General features: G+C 64.6%; 12 protein-coding genes and 1 pseudogene. 3 read left to right on the forward strand and 10 right to left on the reverse strand.

Features of this window, described 5'->3' with window-relative positions:
• The 3 genes and pseudogenes from V6M52_RS03020 to rnr form a co-directional block, all read right to left on the reverse strand.
• Positions 1 to 77: pseudogene (locus V6M52_RS03020) on the reverse strand (50S ribosomal protein L33); the annotation flags it as partial.
• 94 nt (positions 78 to 171) lie between these two features.
• Positions 172 to 567: a DUF983 domain-containing protein gene (locus V6M52_RS03025; RefSeq protein ID WP_332699296.1), complete on the reverse strand. Its 396-nt coding sequence runs from the start codon at positions 565 to 567 to the stop codon at positions 172 to 174.
• A 4-nt stretch (positions 568 to 571) separates the two neighbouring features.
• Entirely contained in the window at positions 572 to 2857 is a 2286-nt protein-coding gene (gene rnr / locus V6M52_RS03030; protein WP_332699299.1) for a ribonuclease R, read from the reverse strand.
• A 252-nt stretch (positions 2858 to 3109) separates the two neighbouring features.
• Here rnr and V6M52_RS03035 point away from each other — a divergent pair, with 252 nt between their 5' ends.
• Together V6M52_RS03035 and V6M52_RS03040 are read left to right on the forward strand one after the other, a co-directional pair.
• Positions 3110 to 4156 carry a dipeptidase gene (locus tag V6M52_RS03035; RefSeq protein WP_332699302.1) on the forward strand — a complete coding sequence of 349 codons (1047 nt, stop codon included), beginning with the start codon at positions 3110 to 3112 and terminating at the stop codon, positions 4154 to 4156.
• A gap of 48 nt (positions 4157 to 4204) precedes the next feature.
• Positions 4205 to 4585 carry a nuclear transport factor 2 family protein gene (locus V6M52_RS03040; RefSeq protein WP_332693030.1) on the forward strand — a complete coding sequence of 127 codons (381 nt, stop codon included), beginning with the start codon at positions 4205 to 4207 and terminating at the stop codon, positions 4583 to 4585.
• 6 nt (positions 4586 to 4591) lie between these two features.
• Here the strand turns inward: V6M52_RS03040 and topA are convergent, their stop codons facing one another.
• Positions 4592 to 7216, reverse strand: coding sequence for a type I DNA topoisomerase (gene topA / locus V6M52_RS03045; protein ID WP_332699305.1), 2625 nt, complete (start codon positions 7214 to 7216; stop codon positions 4592 to 4594).
• Positions 7217 to 7505: 289 nt separating this feature from the next.
• Between topA and V6M52_RS03050 the strand changes: the two genes are divergently transcribed.
• Positions 7506 to 8537: an aldo/keto reductase gene (locus V6M52_RS03050; RefSeq protein WP_332699308.1), complete on the forward strand. Its 1032-nt coding sequence runs from the start codon at positions 7506 to 7508 to the stop codon at positions 8535 to 8537.
• Here the strand turns inward: V6M52_RS03050 and dprA are convergent.
• The 6 genes from dprA to V6M52_RS03080 form a co-directional block, all read right to left on the reverse strand.
• Positions 8534 to 9652 (reverse strand): DNA-processing protein DprA, encoded by a 1119-nt coding sequence (dprA, locus tag V6M52_RS03055; protein ID WP_332699311.1) that lies wholly within the window; start codon positions 9650 to 9652, stop codon positions 8534 to 8536. The genes V6M52_RS03050 and dprA overlap by 4 nt on opposite strands.
• Positions 9653 to 9655: 3 nt before the next feature.
• Entirely contained in the window at positions 9656 to 10255 is a 600-nt protein-coding gene (gene plsY / locus V6M52_RS03060; protein ID WP_332699314.1) for a glycerol-3-phosphate 1-O-acyltransferase PlsY, read from the reverse strand.
• Positions 10256 to 10258: 3 nt separating this feature from the next.
• Positions 10259 to 11557, reverse strand: coding sequence for a dihydroorotase (gene pyrC, locus V6M52_RS03065; RefSeq protein ID WP_332699317.1), 1299 nt, complete (start codon positions 11555 to 11557; stop codon positions 10259 to 10261).
• Positions 11554 to 12543 (reverse strand): aspartate carbamoyltransferase catalytic subunit, encoded by a 990-nt coding sequence (locus V6M52_RS03070; RefSeq protein ID WP_332699320.1) that lies wholly within the window; start codon positions 12541 to 12543, stop codon positions 11554 to 11556. The genes pyrC and V6M52_RS03070 overlap by 4 nt, the downstream gene beginning before the upstream one ends.
• A gap of 147 nt (positions 12544 to 12690) precedes the next feature.
• On the reverse strand, positions 12691 to 13077 hold the full coding sequence (locus V6M52_RS03075) for a DUF4345 domain-containing protein (RefSeq protein WP_332699323.1): 387 nt from the start codon (positions 13075 to 13077) through the stop codon (positions 12691 to 12693).
• On the reverse strand, positions 13074 to 13904 hold the full coding sequence (locus V6M52_RS03080; protein ID WP_332699326.1) for an SDR family oxidoreductase: 831 nt from the start codon (positions 13902 to 13904) through the stop codon (positions 13074 to 13076). Before V6M52_RS03080 ends, V6M52_RS03075 begins: the two co-directional genes overlap by 4 nt.
• Position 13905 lies beyond the last annotated feature (1 nt).

Below are 13905 nucleotides of genomic sequence, written 5' to 3' on the forward strand. Positions count from 1 at the left end.
TTCTTCTTGGTGACGTAGTAGTAGCCAGTATCAGCCGTCGACACGAGCTTGATCTTGACGGAAGCGGCTTTGGCCATGGTTAGTCCTCACAATACGAAAGGCGCCGTGGAATCCCCGGCGCCGGAAGTTGGGCGCAAACTACGGATTTGGCGCCGATTGTCAAGCCGAAGCTTAGTCCCGCTGGCCGGTGCCGAAGCCGTACATGCCGTTGGCCCATTGCATGCCGACAATGGCGCCCTTGATCGAGGGGAGCATGGCCAGCGGCAGGATCACGGCGAGGGGTACGAGGGTATAGAGATAGGTCAGCGGATCGACGTGCCACACCATGTCCATATGCAGCATGATGCCGACCAGCAGGTGGCCAACGATCATGATGGCGATATAGGGCGGGAAGTCGTCGGCGCGGTGCAGGTCGAGCTGCTCGCCGCAGGTGTCGCAATGGTCGGCGACCTTGAGGTAAGCGCGGAACATCTTGCCCTGGCCACAATGGGGGCACTTGCACAGCGTGCCGCGCCAGACCGCCTGGCCCAGATTGCGCTGCTCGATTGCCTTAGCCTTGCCTGTCATCGCGTCATCCCTTCTTGCGGCCCTTGGGACCGTAACTCCTAGATGGGCGCTTCTGGTTTCGTCGTGCAGATGACGGATTGACGCGGACGCCCTCCGACAAGAGTTCGAACCGCAGCGCGCCGGCCACCGGCGCGGCTTCCACCAGCCGCACCGAGACCCGGTCGCCGAGGCCGAATTTCTCGCCCGTCCGGTCCCCGATCATGGCCTGCTGGTCTTCCGCATAGCGGTAATAGTCCTGGCCCAGCGTCGAGGCCGGGATGAAGCCGTCCGCCCCGGTTTCCAGCAGCCGGACGAACAGACCCGAACGGGTGACGCCGGAAATGCGACCCTCGAAGCGCGCGCCGATCTTGGTGGCGAGGAACTGCGCCAAAAGCCGATCGGCCGTCTCACGCTCGGCCAGCATGGCCCGGCGCTCGGTGGCCGAGATGTGCTGGGCGATGCCAGCCAGCTTGAGCGCTTCATTCTCGGTCAGACCATCTCCGCCCAGGCCCAGCGCCTTGATCAGCGCACGGTGCACGATCAGGTCGGCATAGCGGCGGATGGGCGAGGTGAAGTGGGCATAGCGATCGAGGTTGAGGCCGAAATGACCCAGATTCTCATTGTCATAGACGGCCTGCGCCTGGCTGCGCAGCACCATTTCGGACACCTGCTCGATATTGCCGGCCTTGCGGGCCTGGGCCAGGATGCCGTTGAAGTCGGATGCGCGGACCGCGTCGGACTTCTTGACCGCAATATTGAGCGAGCCGAGGAAATCCCGCAGCGCCTGGAGCTTCTCGCTCGAGGGCTCGTCATGCACCCGGTAGAGCAGCTCGGAGCGCTTCTGCTCCAGCGTCTCGGCCGCCGCGACATTGGCGGCGATCATCATCTCCTCGATCAGGCGATGAGCCGCCAGTCGCTCGGGAATGCGGATGTCCTGCACCATGCCCTTGTCGTCGAGCACGATCTTGCGCTCGGGCAGGTCGAGATCGAGCGGACCGCGCCGGTCGCGCGCCGATGCCATGGCGTCATAGGCGGCGTAGAGCGGCCGCAGGATGGGTTCGAGCAGCGGCCCGGTCTGGTCGTCGGCATTGCCGTCAATGGCCGCCTGGGCCTGCTGGTAGCTGAGCTTGGCGGCCGAGCGCATCAGGATGCGGTGGAAGCTGTGGCTCTTCTTGTGGCCACCGGCGTCAAAGACCATGCGCACGGCAAGCGCGGCGCGGGCCTCGCCCTGCTTGAGCGAGCACAGTTCGTTTGAAATGCGCTCGGGCAGCATGGGCACGACGCGATCGGGGAAATACACCGAATTGCCGCGTAGGTAGGCCTCGCGGTCAAGCGCGGTGCCGGGGCGAATATAGGCGGCGACGTCGGCGATGGCGACGGTGACGATATGCCCGCCGGGATTGGCCTTGTCCTCGTCCGGCTGTGCATAGACGGCGTCGTCATGATCCTTGGCGTCGAAGGGATCGATGGTGATGAGCGGCAGGTCGCGCCAGTCCTCGCGGCCCTTGAGCGTCGCCTCTTTGGCCTCGTCCGCCTCGCGGATCACCGATTCCGGAAAACGATAGGGGATTTCGAGATTATGGATGGCGATGAGGCTGACGGCCCCTTCCGACATCGGGTTGCCGATGACGGAGGTGACCTTGGCGCGCGGAATCATCAGCCGGCCGGAAAGCTTGACCTCGACTTCGACCAGGTCGCCATCGGCGGCGGTCAGCAGGTCGCCCAGGGGTATCCGCATTTCCTTCTGCTTGCGATCGACCGGGATGAGGCGCGCCCCGTCCTCGTCCATGCGCACGATGCCAATCTGGCCACGGCGCGGCTTGTCGAGGATCTTCATGGCCTTAGCGGTATAGACGGGCACCTCGCCCTCACCGGCATCGATCCGCGCCAGGATGCGGTCGCCCGGCGCCGGCACGACGCGGGCATCGCGGCCGCCCAGCACAGTCACCCGCGGCTTTTCGCCTTCTTCCTCGTTCCATTGGGCCGGGAAGGCATGCAGATCGTCCGGATCGGCATCGGTGGGAATGTCCAGCACGGTGACATGGGGCAGGGCGGCGGTGCGGCGCAAGGCCTTGCGGGTGCGCGTGATGACACCCTCGCCCTCGAGCTCGGCCAGCATGGCCTTGAACGGGCGGCGCATGTCGCCGCGAATGCCGAACACCTTGGCAAGATCGCGCTTACCCTTGATGTCAGCCTGTTCGGCGAGGGCGGCCAGGAGCTGTTCGCGGGTGGGCAGGGCACCGGCGGCAGGCTGGCGCGCACGCTTGGGACCGGAGAGGTTTTTGGGTTTTCGAGTTGGTGGCTTGGCCATTGGGTCGTTTCTGAAGAGGTAGGCGATAGATAGGGCAGTTCGCGAGAGATTGCCAATTTGGATTGGGGGAAGATCGATAGAGCGGCATGCGCGACTCCACCCCCTCCCAGCCTCCCCATCAAGGGGATGTATCCCGCCACTCTTGGGGCACGATCCAGCCACCACCACAGGGCAGCACCTCCACCTTGATGGGGGAGGCCGGGAGGGGGTGATAGGGTGTCCCGTAAACCCATGATTCTCCTGGACTGCCCCATGACCATCCCCTTCTTCGACGGCCACAATGACACCCTGCTCAAGCTGCTGGAGGTGGAGGGCGCGGACAAGGTACGGCCGTTCATCGAGGGCCTGCCGGGCGCCCATATCGACCTGCCGCGGACCAAAGCCGGTGGCATGGCGGGCGGTTTCTTCGCGATCTTCCCGCCGCCGCTCAAGGGCAATCTGGGATCAGTGGTGGCCGGCGCGGCCGGTCTCGACGACAAGCTCCCACCACAACTGGCCATGGCTGATGCCCAGGCCGCGACCAACGCCATGGCCGCGATCCTGCTGCAGCTGGAGCGGGCGGGCGCGGTGGCCATCTGCCGGACGGCGGGGGAGGTCCGCGCCGCCATCGACGGGGGCGTGCTGGCCTCCATCCTCCATATCGAAGGTGCCGAGGCCATCGATACCGAGTTCTATGCGCTCGATGTGCTCTATGCGGCGGGGCTGCGTTCCATCGGCATCACCTGGAGCCGGGCCAATGCCTTCGGCACCGGCGTGCCGTTCCGCCACAATGCCGATCCCGATATCGGACCGGGACTGAGCGATGCCGGCAAAGAGCTGGTGCGGGTCTGCAACCGCACGGGCGTCATGCTGGACCTGTCGCACCTCAATGCCGCCGGCTTCCGCGACGTGGCAGCGATCAGCACACATCCGCTGGTGGCCACCCATTCCAATGTCCACGCCATCAGCCCGCATGCGCGCAACCTCGTCGCCTGGCAGCTCGCCGCCATTGCCGAAAGCAAGGGCGTGGTGGGACTGAACTATGCCACCGGCTTCCTGCGGCCGGATGGACGGTTCGACGCCAACACCGAGATCGAACTGATGGTCCGCCATGTCGATGCGCTGGTCGAAGCGCTCGGCGAGGACGGCGTGGCGCTGGGCAGCGATTTCGACGGCGCCATGGTGCCGGCTGCGATCGGCGACGTCACCGGCGTGCAGACGCTGCTGCAGGCGCTGCTGGACAAGGGCTATGGCGAGGACCTGGTGCACAAGATCGCGCTAGGAAATTGGCTGGGGATGGTTGAGCGGGTGATGGGGTAGCGGAACCTCCCCTAGGCCAGTCCGTTTTCCAGCAAAAGGAGAACGGCCATGCAGGAAAACAAGCAAGTCATCGTCGATCTGGAGACCAGGTTCTGGCAGTCCATGGTCGACAAGGATGCCAAGCTCGCCAAGACCATGATTGCGGACGACTGTCTCATCACCGGCCCCATGGGCGCCATGAGGATCGATCCCGACAAGTACGAAGCGATGACCCAGGATGGGAAGTGGACGCTGGAGAGCTTCAAGTTCAGCGACCTGAACGTGATTTTCCCCTCGGACGATACCGCCATCGTCGCCTACAAGGTCCACCAGAAGGGCGAGACGGGTGGCAAGGCCATGGACCTGCGCTGCGTCGACAGCACCACGTGGGTGCGCGACGGCAAGCGCTGGAAATGCGCCCTGCACACCGAGACCGTGCTGGAGAACTAGACGTGCCTAAAACGGCACGTCTTCCTTGGCGACGACCTTCTTCGGCGCGGCCTTCTTGGCCGCGGGCTTTTTTGCCGCAGCGGTCTTGGCCGCTGGCTTCTTGGCTGCGGCCTTTTTCGCCGGAGCCTTTTTCGCCTTGGTGCCGGTCGCTTCGGCCCTTGCCGCGATCCAGACCAGGGCCTGCTCCAGCGTCACATCCTCGGGCTTCACATCCTTGGGGATGGTGGCGTTGACCTTACCCTGGTTGACATAGGGGCCGTATTTGCCGCCGCGAACGCTGATCGGGCCGTTGTCGTGCTCGAAGGTCTGGATCGCGGCGATAGAGGCTCCGCCGCCGCGCTTGAAGCCGCCGGCGGCCTTCTGGGCCAGCAGATCGACGGCGCGATTGAGGCCGACGGTGAAGATTTCGTCGAAGTCGGGCAGATTGGCATACTTGCCGTCATGCAGGATGAAGGGACCGTAGCGGCCGAGACCGGCGACAATGGGCAGGCCGCCATCCGGATGAAGGCCTACATCGCGCGGTAGCGACAGCAGTTGCAGGGCCCTGTCGAGGGTAATCGAGCCAGCTTCCCAGCCCTTGGGCAGGGAGCTGCGCTTGGGTTCCTTGCCATCGCCGAGCTGGACATAGGGGCCAAAGCGGCCGGTCTTGAGGTAAACCTCTTCGCCCGATTCCGGATCGGTGCCGAGCACGCCGTCGCCCGCAGCGGCTTCGCTCGACTGGCCATTGGCCGCGTCGGAAAGCTGCATTGTGTGCTTGCATTCGGGATAGTTCGAGCACCCGATAAAGGCGCCGAACTTGCCCAATTTCAGCGAGAGCTGGCCGGTGCCGCAGGTGGGGCACTTACGCGGATCGGAGCCGTCTTCCTTGGGCGGGAAGATGCGACTGGCAAGCATTTCGTTGAGCGCATCAAGCACTTCGGAAACGCGGAGATCCTTGATCTCGTCGGTGGCGTGGGTGAAGTCCTTCCAGAAATCACGCAGCACGGTCTTGTAGTCGAGCTCGCCGGCCGAGACCTGGTCGAGCTGTTCCTCGAGGCCGGCGGTGAAGCCATACTCGACATAGCGGGTGAAGAAGCTCTCGAGGAAGGCGGTGACGATGCGGCCACGATCCTCGGGATGCAAAGCCTTGCCCTCGAGCCGGACATAGTCGCGGTCCTTGAGCGTGGTCAGCGTCGCCGCATAGGTGGAGGGCCGGCCGATGCCGAGCTCTTCCATCTTCTTGATCAGGCTCGCCTCGGTATAGCGGCTGGGCGGCTGGGTGAAATGCTGCTCGATCTCGACTGCCTGCAAAGCCGGCTTGTCGCCGACTGCCAGCGGCGGTAGCTCGCGGCTTTCCTCATCCTCGTCGTCGGGTTCGTCGGATTTGACCTCGACCCCATAGAGCTTGAGGAAGCCGGGGAAGGTGACGACGGAGCCCACAGCGCGCAGTTCGACAGCGCGGCCAGGGACGTTGACGGCGATATCCACCGTGGTGCGGTCGATCTCGGCAGAACGCATCTGTGAAGCGAGCGTCCGGCGCCAGATCAGGCCGTAGAGCTTGGACTGGTCGGCATCGAGGCTGAGCTGCTCGGGGCGCTTGAACATGTCGGTCGGACGAATCGCCTCGTGCGCCTCCTGGGCATTCTTGGCCTTGGTCTGGTAGATGCGCGGCTTGTCGGGGAGGTACTCATCGCCGAAATACTTGCCGATCACCGAGCGGGCCATGGCGATGCCTTCGGGGGCCATCTGCACGGCGTCTGTACGCATATAGGTGATGAGACCGTCTTCGTAGAGCCGCTGGGCGATCTGCATCGTGCGGTTGGGCGACAGGCCCAGGCGCGAGGAGGCGTCCTGCTGCAGGCTCGACGTGGTGAAGGGCGCATAGGGATTGCGCTTGGTCGGCTTCTTGTCGACAGAGCTGACGTTGAACTGGCCGGATTCAATGAGCTTCTTGAGCTCGGCGGCGTTCTCGCCGGTCTTGATGTCGAGCTTGTCGGTTTTCTTGCCATCGACCGAGAACAGGCGGGCGAGAAAGCTCTTGCCCGATTGGGCCAGCTTGGCCTCGACCGACCAGTATTCGTCGGCCTTGAACTTTTCGATCTCGCCTTCGCGGTCGGACACCAGGCGCAAGGCGACGGACTGCACGCGGCCGGCCGAGCGGGAGCCCGGCAGCTTGCGCCAGAGGATGGGCGAAAGGGTGAAGCCGACGAGGTAATCGAGCGCGCGGCGGGCCAGATAGGCATCCACCAGTGGCATGTCGATTTCGCGCGGCTTGGCCATGGCGGCCGTCACCGCGTCCTTGGTGATGGCGTTGAACACCACGCGCTGGACGGTCATGTCCTTCTTGATGGATTTCTTCTGCTTGAGCACGTCGAGCACATGCCAGGAAATGGCTTCGCCTTCGCGATCCGGGTCAGTCGCCAGGATCAGGCCATCGGCGCCCTTGAGGGCATTGGCGATGTCGCTGAGGCGCTTTTTGGAGGCGGTGTCGACCTCCCAGGACATGGCAAAGTCTTCATCGGGGCGGACGGAACCGTCCTTGGCCGGCAGATCGCGGACATGGCCGAAGGAGGCCAGGACTTCATAGCCCGAACCCAGATATTTGTTGATTGTCTTGGCTTTAGCCGGACTTTCAACGACGACGACCTTCATGGAGTATCCGTTCCGCAACCGCTTGTGTGAAGTGGCGCAACATGGTGAAGGCGGGAGGAGGTGTCAACGGGCGGAAAACGGCGGCGCGGCACTCTCTCTTAGAGAGAGGAATATTCGCGGCCTCCAACCAAGTCGCCGAGCATGCCTTGCAACTGCCATACAAGATGTGCAGAAATAGGCCTGCGCGTTCTGCGCTTGCCCCATTCTATGCATGCTCCCCGATTGACCGGCCCGTACCCTGTGCGCTGCCGTCCGCCGAGCATCGCCGGGGCCTCAGGAGGATTTTGATATGGAATATCGCAAGCTCGGCAATAGCGGCGCTGTCGTTTCGGCCTATTGCCTCGGCACCATGACATTCGGCGCGGAATCGGACGAGGCCACCTCGTTCCGATTGATGGAAGACTATGTGGCGGCGGGCGGCAATTTCATCGATACGGCCAATACCTATAGCGCCGGCGTCTCCGAAGAGATCGTCGGACGCTGGCTGAAGCGCAAGCCGGGCGTGCTGCGCGACCTGGTGATCACCACCAAGGGGCGGTTTCCGATGGGGAATGGGCCGAACCATCTCGGGTTGTCGCGCAAGAACCTGCGCGAGGCGCTGGACGCGTCGCTCAAGCGGCTTGGGGTGGAACATATCGATCTCTACCAGATGCACGCCTTCGATGCGCTGACGCCGCTGGAGGAAACGCTGCGCTTTCTCGATGACTCGATCCGTAACGGCAAGATTGCCTATTACGGCTTCTCCAACTTCCTCGGCTGGCAGCTGACCAAGGCGGTGTGGCTGGCCAAGGCCAATGGCTATACTCCGCCCGTAACGCTGCAGCCGCAATATAACCTGCTGGTGCGCGACATCGAGCACGAGGTGGTGCCGGCGGCGATGGATGCCCAGATCGGACTGCTGCCATGGTCGCCGCTGGGCGGCGGCTGGCTGAGCGGCAAGTACAAGCGCGACCAGATGCCCACCGGCGCGACGCGTCTGGGCGAGAACCCGACGCGCGGCATGGAAGCCTTCGAGAAACGCAATGCCAAGTCGGTGACCTGGGACGTGATCGGGGCAGTGGAAGATATCGCCAAGGCCCGCGGCGTCACCATGGCCCAGGTGGCCCTGGCCTGGGTTTCGGCGCAGCCGGCCGTGACGTCAGTGATCCTGGGCGCGAGGACGACCGAGCAGCTCAAGGACAATCTGGGCGCGGCCTCGCTCGTGCTGACAGGCGAAGAGATCGCCACGCTCAGCGATGTCAGCAAGCCGGAAATGTCGGATTATCCCTATGGGACCGGCGGGATCGGCCAGCGGCACCGCAAGATCGAGGGTGGGCGCTAGTACTTCAGCGCCACCAACTGCCCACTCGACCACTCGATCTGGCCCGCCAGGTCGAGTTCCAGCAGCAGCATCTGCATGGCCGAGGCGCTGAGGCCGGATTGGCGCACCAGTTCGTCCACTTCCACGGGCGTGGGGCCGAGCGCAGCGAGGAGACGCGATCTGTCGTCGTCGCTGGGTGGCGGCGCTTCGGGCGCCAGATCGGGCTCCCAATCACGGTCAAACAATGCGCTCCGCGCGGGGTCGGCGCTGCCCAGGGTTTCGATAATGTCTTCGGCGCAGGTGACGAGCTTGGCTCCTTGCTGGATCAGCGCATTGCCGCCCTCGGCACGCGGATCGAGCGGCGAGCCGGGAACGGCGAAGACGTCGCGGTTCTGTTCGAGGGCGAGGCGCGCCGTGATCAGCGACCCGCTGCGCTTTGCTGCTTCCACAACGACAATGCCGAGCGACAAACCGGAAACCAATCGGTTACGCCTCGGGAAGTCGCGGGCCCGCGGTTCCCAGCCAAGCGGCATTTCGGTGAGCAGGACGCCACCGTGGTCGAGAATGTCGTGGGCGAGTGGGATATTCTCGTCGGGGTAGATCTTGTCGAAACCGCCCGCCAGCACGGCGATGGTACCGGTATTGAGCGTCGCCTTGTGGGCAGCGGTGTCGATGCCGCGGGCGAGGCCCGAGACCACGGTATAGCCGCGCTCGCCCAGGTCGCCGGCCAGCATGCGGGTCATCTTGATGCCGGCGGCCGAAGCGTTGCGGGCGCCGACAATACCCACCGCGCGCTGCCAGTCGAGGTTGGCCCCGCCGGCCATGGTGATCAAAGGCGGCGCGGCGGGAATGTAATTGAGCAGTTCGGGATAGTCCGGTTCGCCGCCGGCGACCAGCCGCGCACCATAGCGCGACAGGCCGGCAATCTCATCCTCGGCAGCGGCCTGGCTGGTGATGCGCAGCGGCTTGCCGGTGCGCTTGAGCAGGCCGGGCAGGGCCTCGAGCGCCGCCTCGGCCGAGGCGAAGCGATTGAGCAATTGGCGGAATGTCGCGGGGCCGACATTGTCGGACCGGACCAGGCGCAGCCAGGCGATGCGTTGCGCGTCGGTGAGAGCGGCACCCGGCAGCGGCGCCAAGGCTTAGGGCGCTTTCTTCTCTGAGCCGATCTTGGGCTCGTTGCCGGCCATCAGCCGCCCGATATTTTCGCGGTGCTGAAAGAACAGCAGCAGCGCCATGGCGGCGACAGCGCCGGCCAGCCATTCGTTGACGATGACGAATGCGAAAATCGGCGCCGTGGCGGCGGCGGTCAGCGCCGCCAGCGAGGACAGCTTCTGGGCAAAGGCGATGAACAGCCAGACGGCGCAGAAAATGAGCCCGAGGGGCCAGCTCAGCGCCAGCAGCGAGCCGATCATCACCGCCACGCCCTTGCCGCCCTTGAAGCCGAGCCAGGCGGGAAAACAGTGGCCAAGGAAGGCGAAGATGGCCGCGACCATGGCGGCGTCCTCACCCCAATAGTAGCGCGCGAAGAGCACGGGCAGGGCGGCCTTGGCGGCGTCGAGCACCAGCGTCGCTGCAGCCAACCAGCGATTGCCGGTGCGCAGCACATTGGTCGCGCCGATATTGCCAGAGCCGATGGAGCGGATATCGCCCAGTCCGGCGGCGCGCGTCAGCAGCAGGCCAAAGGGCACCGAGCCGCAGAGATAGCCGAGAACTGCTGCGTAGAGCAGGTATATGTCCATGGCTCAGCTTTCCTCCGTATGTGTATGGACGGTTTGTCCGCCCACGATTGTGCGCATCACCTTGCCAGCAAGCCGCGCGCCCTCAAAGCTGGTATTGCGCGATCTTGACCGGATTTCGCGCTCGCTGACCTGCCAGGGGTAGTCGAGATCAAAGAGGATGAGGTCGGCCGGCGCCCCGCCGGCGATGCGACCCGATGGCAGGCCAAGAATTTCGGCTGGCCGGCTGGTCATGGCGCGCAACACAGTCAGCAGATCCACATCGCCGGAATGGACGAGTCGGAGCGCCGCCGCCAGCAGGGTCTCCAGCCCGATGGCACCATCGGAGGCTTCGGCGAACGGCTGGCGCTTGACCTCGGTGTCCTGCGGGTCGTGATCGGAATGGATGGTGTCGATGGTGCCGTTGCGCAGACCCTCGATCACCGCCTGCCGATCATCCTCGGAGCGCAGCGGCGTGGAAAGCTTGAAGAAGGTGCGGTAGCGGCCGATGTCGTTCTCGTTGAGCGCGACATTGTTGATCGACACGCCTGCCGTAACCGACGGGTTGCGCTTCTTGGCCGCTGCAACGAGCTCGATCGAGGCGGCACAGGAGATCTGGGCCGCGTGGTATTTGACGCCGGTGAGGGCGGCGAGTTGCAAGTCACGCGCGAGGGGGATGGTCTCGGCTTCGCGGGGGATGCCCTTTAGCCCCAAAATGGTGGCGAAGAGACCTTCGTTCATCACGCCGTCGCCGGTCAGGCTCGCATCGGACACATGGTGCACGATGGTCATGCCGTAATTGGCGGCATAGCTCATGACGGTGCGGAGCAGCGAGGTCGACTGGATGGAATGGCGCCCATCGGTGAGACAGACGGCGCCAGCCTCCTGCAACAGGCCGAATTCGGTCATCTCCTGGCCGTTGAGACCCTTGGTGATGGCCCCGGCCGGCAGGACGTTGACCTTGGCCGTCGCCTTGGCGCGGCGGATGAGAAAATCCACCAGCGCCCCGTCGTCGACCACCGGAGCGGTGTCAGGCATCATCACGAAACTGGTGACGCCACCGGCAGCGGCGGCCTCGCCGGCCGACTGCAGGGTCTCGCGGTATTCCTTGCCCGGCTCGCCGGTAAAAACGCGCATGTCGATGAGGCCGGGGGCGAGGATCAGGCCACGGGCATCGATGACTTCGGCGCCTTCGGGCACGCCGACGGGAGCGCCCAGCGCAACCTCGGCGATCAGACCGTCCTGGATCAGCACGGCGCCCGGCTGATCAGTGCCGGAAGCCGGATCGACGAGGCGGGCATTTTCGATAAGCAGGGGCCGGGTCATGCGTCGTTCCTCGCCGGCAGCAGCGCATCGAGTACAGCCATACGGACAGCAACACCCATTTCGACCTGTTCGTTGATCACCGACTGGACGCCATCGGCGATGGCGGGGTCGATCTCCACACCGCGGTTCATCGGACCGGGATGCATGACGATGGCGTCGGGTTTGGCAAAGGCCAGCTTCTCGGCGTCGAGGCCATAGAAGCGGTAGTATTCGCGCACCGAAGGGATCATGCGGCCATTGGCCCGCTCATGCTGCAGGCGCAGCATCATCACCACATCGACATCCTTGAGACCCTCGCGCATGTCGGTGAAGACCTCGGTAGCGAGATGTTCGATGCCGGCCGGCAGCAGGTTGCGCGGGGCGACGACGCGAGTACGAACATTGAGCGCGCCGAGCAGCAGCAGGTTGGAGCGGACGACGCGGGAGTTGGCGATATCCCCGCAGATGGCGACGGTGAGGCCGGAAATGCGCCCCTTGTGGCGGCGGATGGTCAGCGCATCGAGCAGGGCCTGGGTCGGATGCTCATGCGCGCCGTCGCCGGCGTTGATAACCGAGCAGCCGACCTTCTGGCTGAGCAGTTCGACCGCACCAGCTGCCGAATGACGGACCACGATAACGTCCGGGCGCATGGCGTTGAGCGTCGCGGCGGTATCGATCAGGGTTTCGCCCTTGGAGACCGAGCTGGTCTTGACCGACATGTTCATCACCAGCGCGCCAAGGCGCTTGCCGGCGATCTCGAACGACCCTTGGGTGCGGGTCGATGGCTCGAAGAACAGGTTGATCTGCGTCTTGCCGGTGAGCGTCGGATGACTCTTCCGCTCCTGCCGGGAGACCGGAACCATGCGCTCAGCGCGATCGAGCAGATCGATGATCTCGTGCTGCTGCAGGTCGGCGATCGACAGCAGATGGCGCTGGTTGAATGGGGGGAAATCGCCGGTGGAGCCGGCAGACGACGTCGAGGCTGTGCTGGCACGTGCTTGGGCCATGCGCTCCCATCCCTGATATTTGCTGCGGTCTAGCGGAGGCAGGCGGGAGGGGCAAGAAGTCTTGTGAATTTATGTGACGCAAATCACATGAAGATGTGACCTCAGTCACACCTCCACGTGATCTTCGTAATATCAGATAGCGTCTTTTCAGGCGGTGGCGGCCCGGGGCGAGCGCAGCATCAGCGCCACGCCGACGAGGCCTATGGCGATCTCGACACCCGCAGCCAGTAGCAGACTGGATGACGGCATGCCGTCCAATGCCACGGCGACGAGGCGGGAAAGGCCGTAGCTAAGATAGAGACCAGCTGCGACCACGGTGGCGAGCGCGCCGAACCGTGGCAGGAAGGCCCCGGAGGCGATGAACAGGCCGGCGCCCAGAAGCGAGAGGCCATGCGAACGCAGCTCGTTGAGCAGGTTCACTTGACCCGCAGGCTCTATGCCGTAGCCGGCATAGAAGGCGACTGGGGCGAAGAGGATCATCGTCCCGAGCGCGGCGCCGATGATGCCGGTAATGATGAGATAGATGCGGGTCATGCCGCCCGTCTCCAGATGCCGGTGGCGGCCATTGCGACACAATAGTCGGCAAAATCGCGGGCCGGACGGCCAAGGGCGCGCTGCACCCCGTCGCTGAGCGATTCGTTGCGGCCGTCGAAGACCTCCTCGCAGAGCCGGGTCAGAAACTCGGCGTGATCGGGGCCGACTTCGGGCAGGAGGGCTGCATGAAAGTCGTCGAGGCTGATTGGAACGTAGTCCACATGGCTGCCGGAGGCAGCGCTGATGGCGGCAGCGGCATCGGCGAAGGTCAGCAGGCGCGGACCAGTGACTTCGTAGATTTCACCGACATGACGCGCATCGGTCAACGCCGCGACGGCGACGTCGGCAATGTCGTCGACATCGATGAACGGCTCGCGGCGCTGGCCGGCTGGCAGGGCGATGACGCCGGAGAGTACCGACGGCAGCATGATGCCCTCGCTGAAATTCTGTGCGAACCAGCTGGCGCGGACGACGGTGCAGCCGAGGCCCGAGGCCATCATGATCTGCTCGCTGAGCTGGGCATTGGCCTCGCCGCGACCCGACAGCAGCACGACGCGTCTGACGCCGGAGGCAAGGGCCGTGGCTGCAAAGGCCCGGATGGTCTCGGGCGCGCCCTTGGCAGCCAGATCAGGCACGAAGGCGACGAACGCCACTTCGGCGCCGGCCAGGGCGGGTGCCCAGCTGGACTGATCTTCCCAGTCGAAGGCCGGGCTGCTGCGGCGGGAGGCGGCACGCACCGGCGTACCGGAAGCCTGCAGGCGGGAAACGATGCGGCTGCCGACCTTGCCGGTGGCGCCGATGACGAGGATGGGCGTGGTTGAAGACATG

The sequence above is a fragment of the Devosia sp. genome (genome assembly GCF_036676215.1).
Taxonomy (GTDB): Bacteria; Pseudomonadota; Alphaproteobacteria; order Rhizobiales; family Devosiaceae; genus Devosia.

What these genes read in the sequence shown, in the direction of transcription:
- rnr (WP_332699299.1), bottom strand. Translation starts at nt 2,857, where the DNA reads ATGGCCAAGCCACCAACTCGAAAACCCAAAAACCTCTCCGGTCCCAAG.
- V6M52_RS03025 (WP_332699296.1), bottom strand. Translation starts at nt 567, where the DNA reads ATGACAGGCAAGGCTAAGGCAATCGAGCAGCGCAATCTGGGCCAGGCG.
- V6M52_RS03035 (WP_332699302.1), top strand. Translation starts at nt 3,110, where the DNA reads ATGACCATCCCCTTCTTCGACGGCCACAATGACACCCTGCTCAAGCTG.
- V6M52_RS03070 (WP_332699320.1), bottom strand. Translation starts at nt 12,543, where the DNA reads ATGGCCCAAGCACGTGCCAGCACAGCCTCGACGTCGTCTGCCGGCTCC.
- plsY (WP_332699314.1), bottom strand. Translation starts at nt 10,255, where the DNA reads ATGGACATATACCTGCTCTACGCAGCAGTTCTCGGCTATCTCTGCGGC.
- V6M52_RS03080 (WP_332699326.1), bottom strand. Translation starts at nt 13,904, where the DNA reads ATGTCTTCAACCACGCCCATCCTCGTCATCGGCGCCACCGGCAAGGTC.
- V6M52_RS03075 (WP_332699323.1), bottom strand. Translation starts at nt 13,077, where the DNA reads ATGACCCGCATCTATCTCATCATTACCGGCATCATCGGCGCCGCGCTC.
- topA (WP_332699305.1), bottom strand. Translation starts at nt 7,216, where the DNA reads ATGAAGGTCGTCGTCGTTGAAAGTCCGGCTAAAGCCAAGACAATCAAC.
- pyrC (WP_332699317.1), bottom strand. Translation starts at nt 11,557, where the DNA reads ATGACCCGGCCCCTGCTTATCGAAAATGCCCGCCTCGTCGATCCGGCT.
- V6M52_RS03040 (WP_332693030.1), top strand. Translation starts at nt 4,205, where the DNA reads ATGCAGGAAAACAAGCAAGTCATCGTCGATCTGGAGACCAGGTTCTGG.
- V6M52_RS03050 (WP_332699308.1), top strand. Translation starts at nt 7,506, where the DNA reads ATGGAATATCGCAAGCTCGGCAATAGCGGCGCTGTCGTTTCGGCCTAT.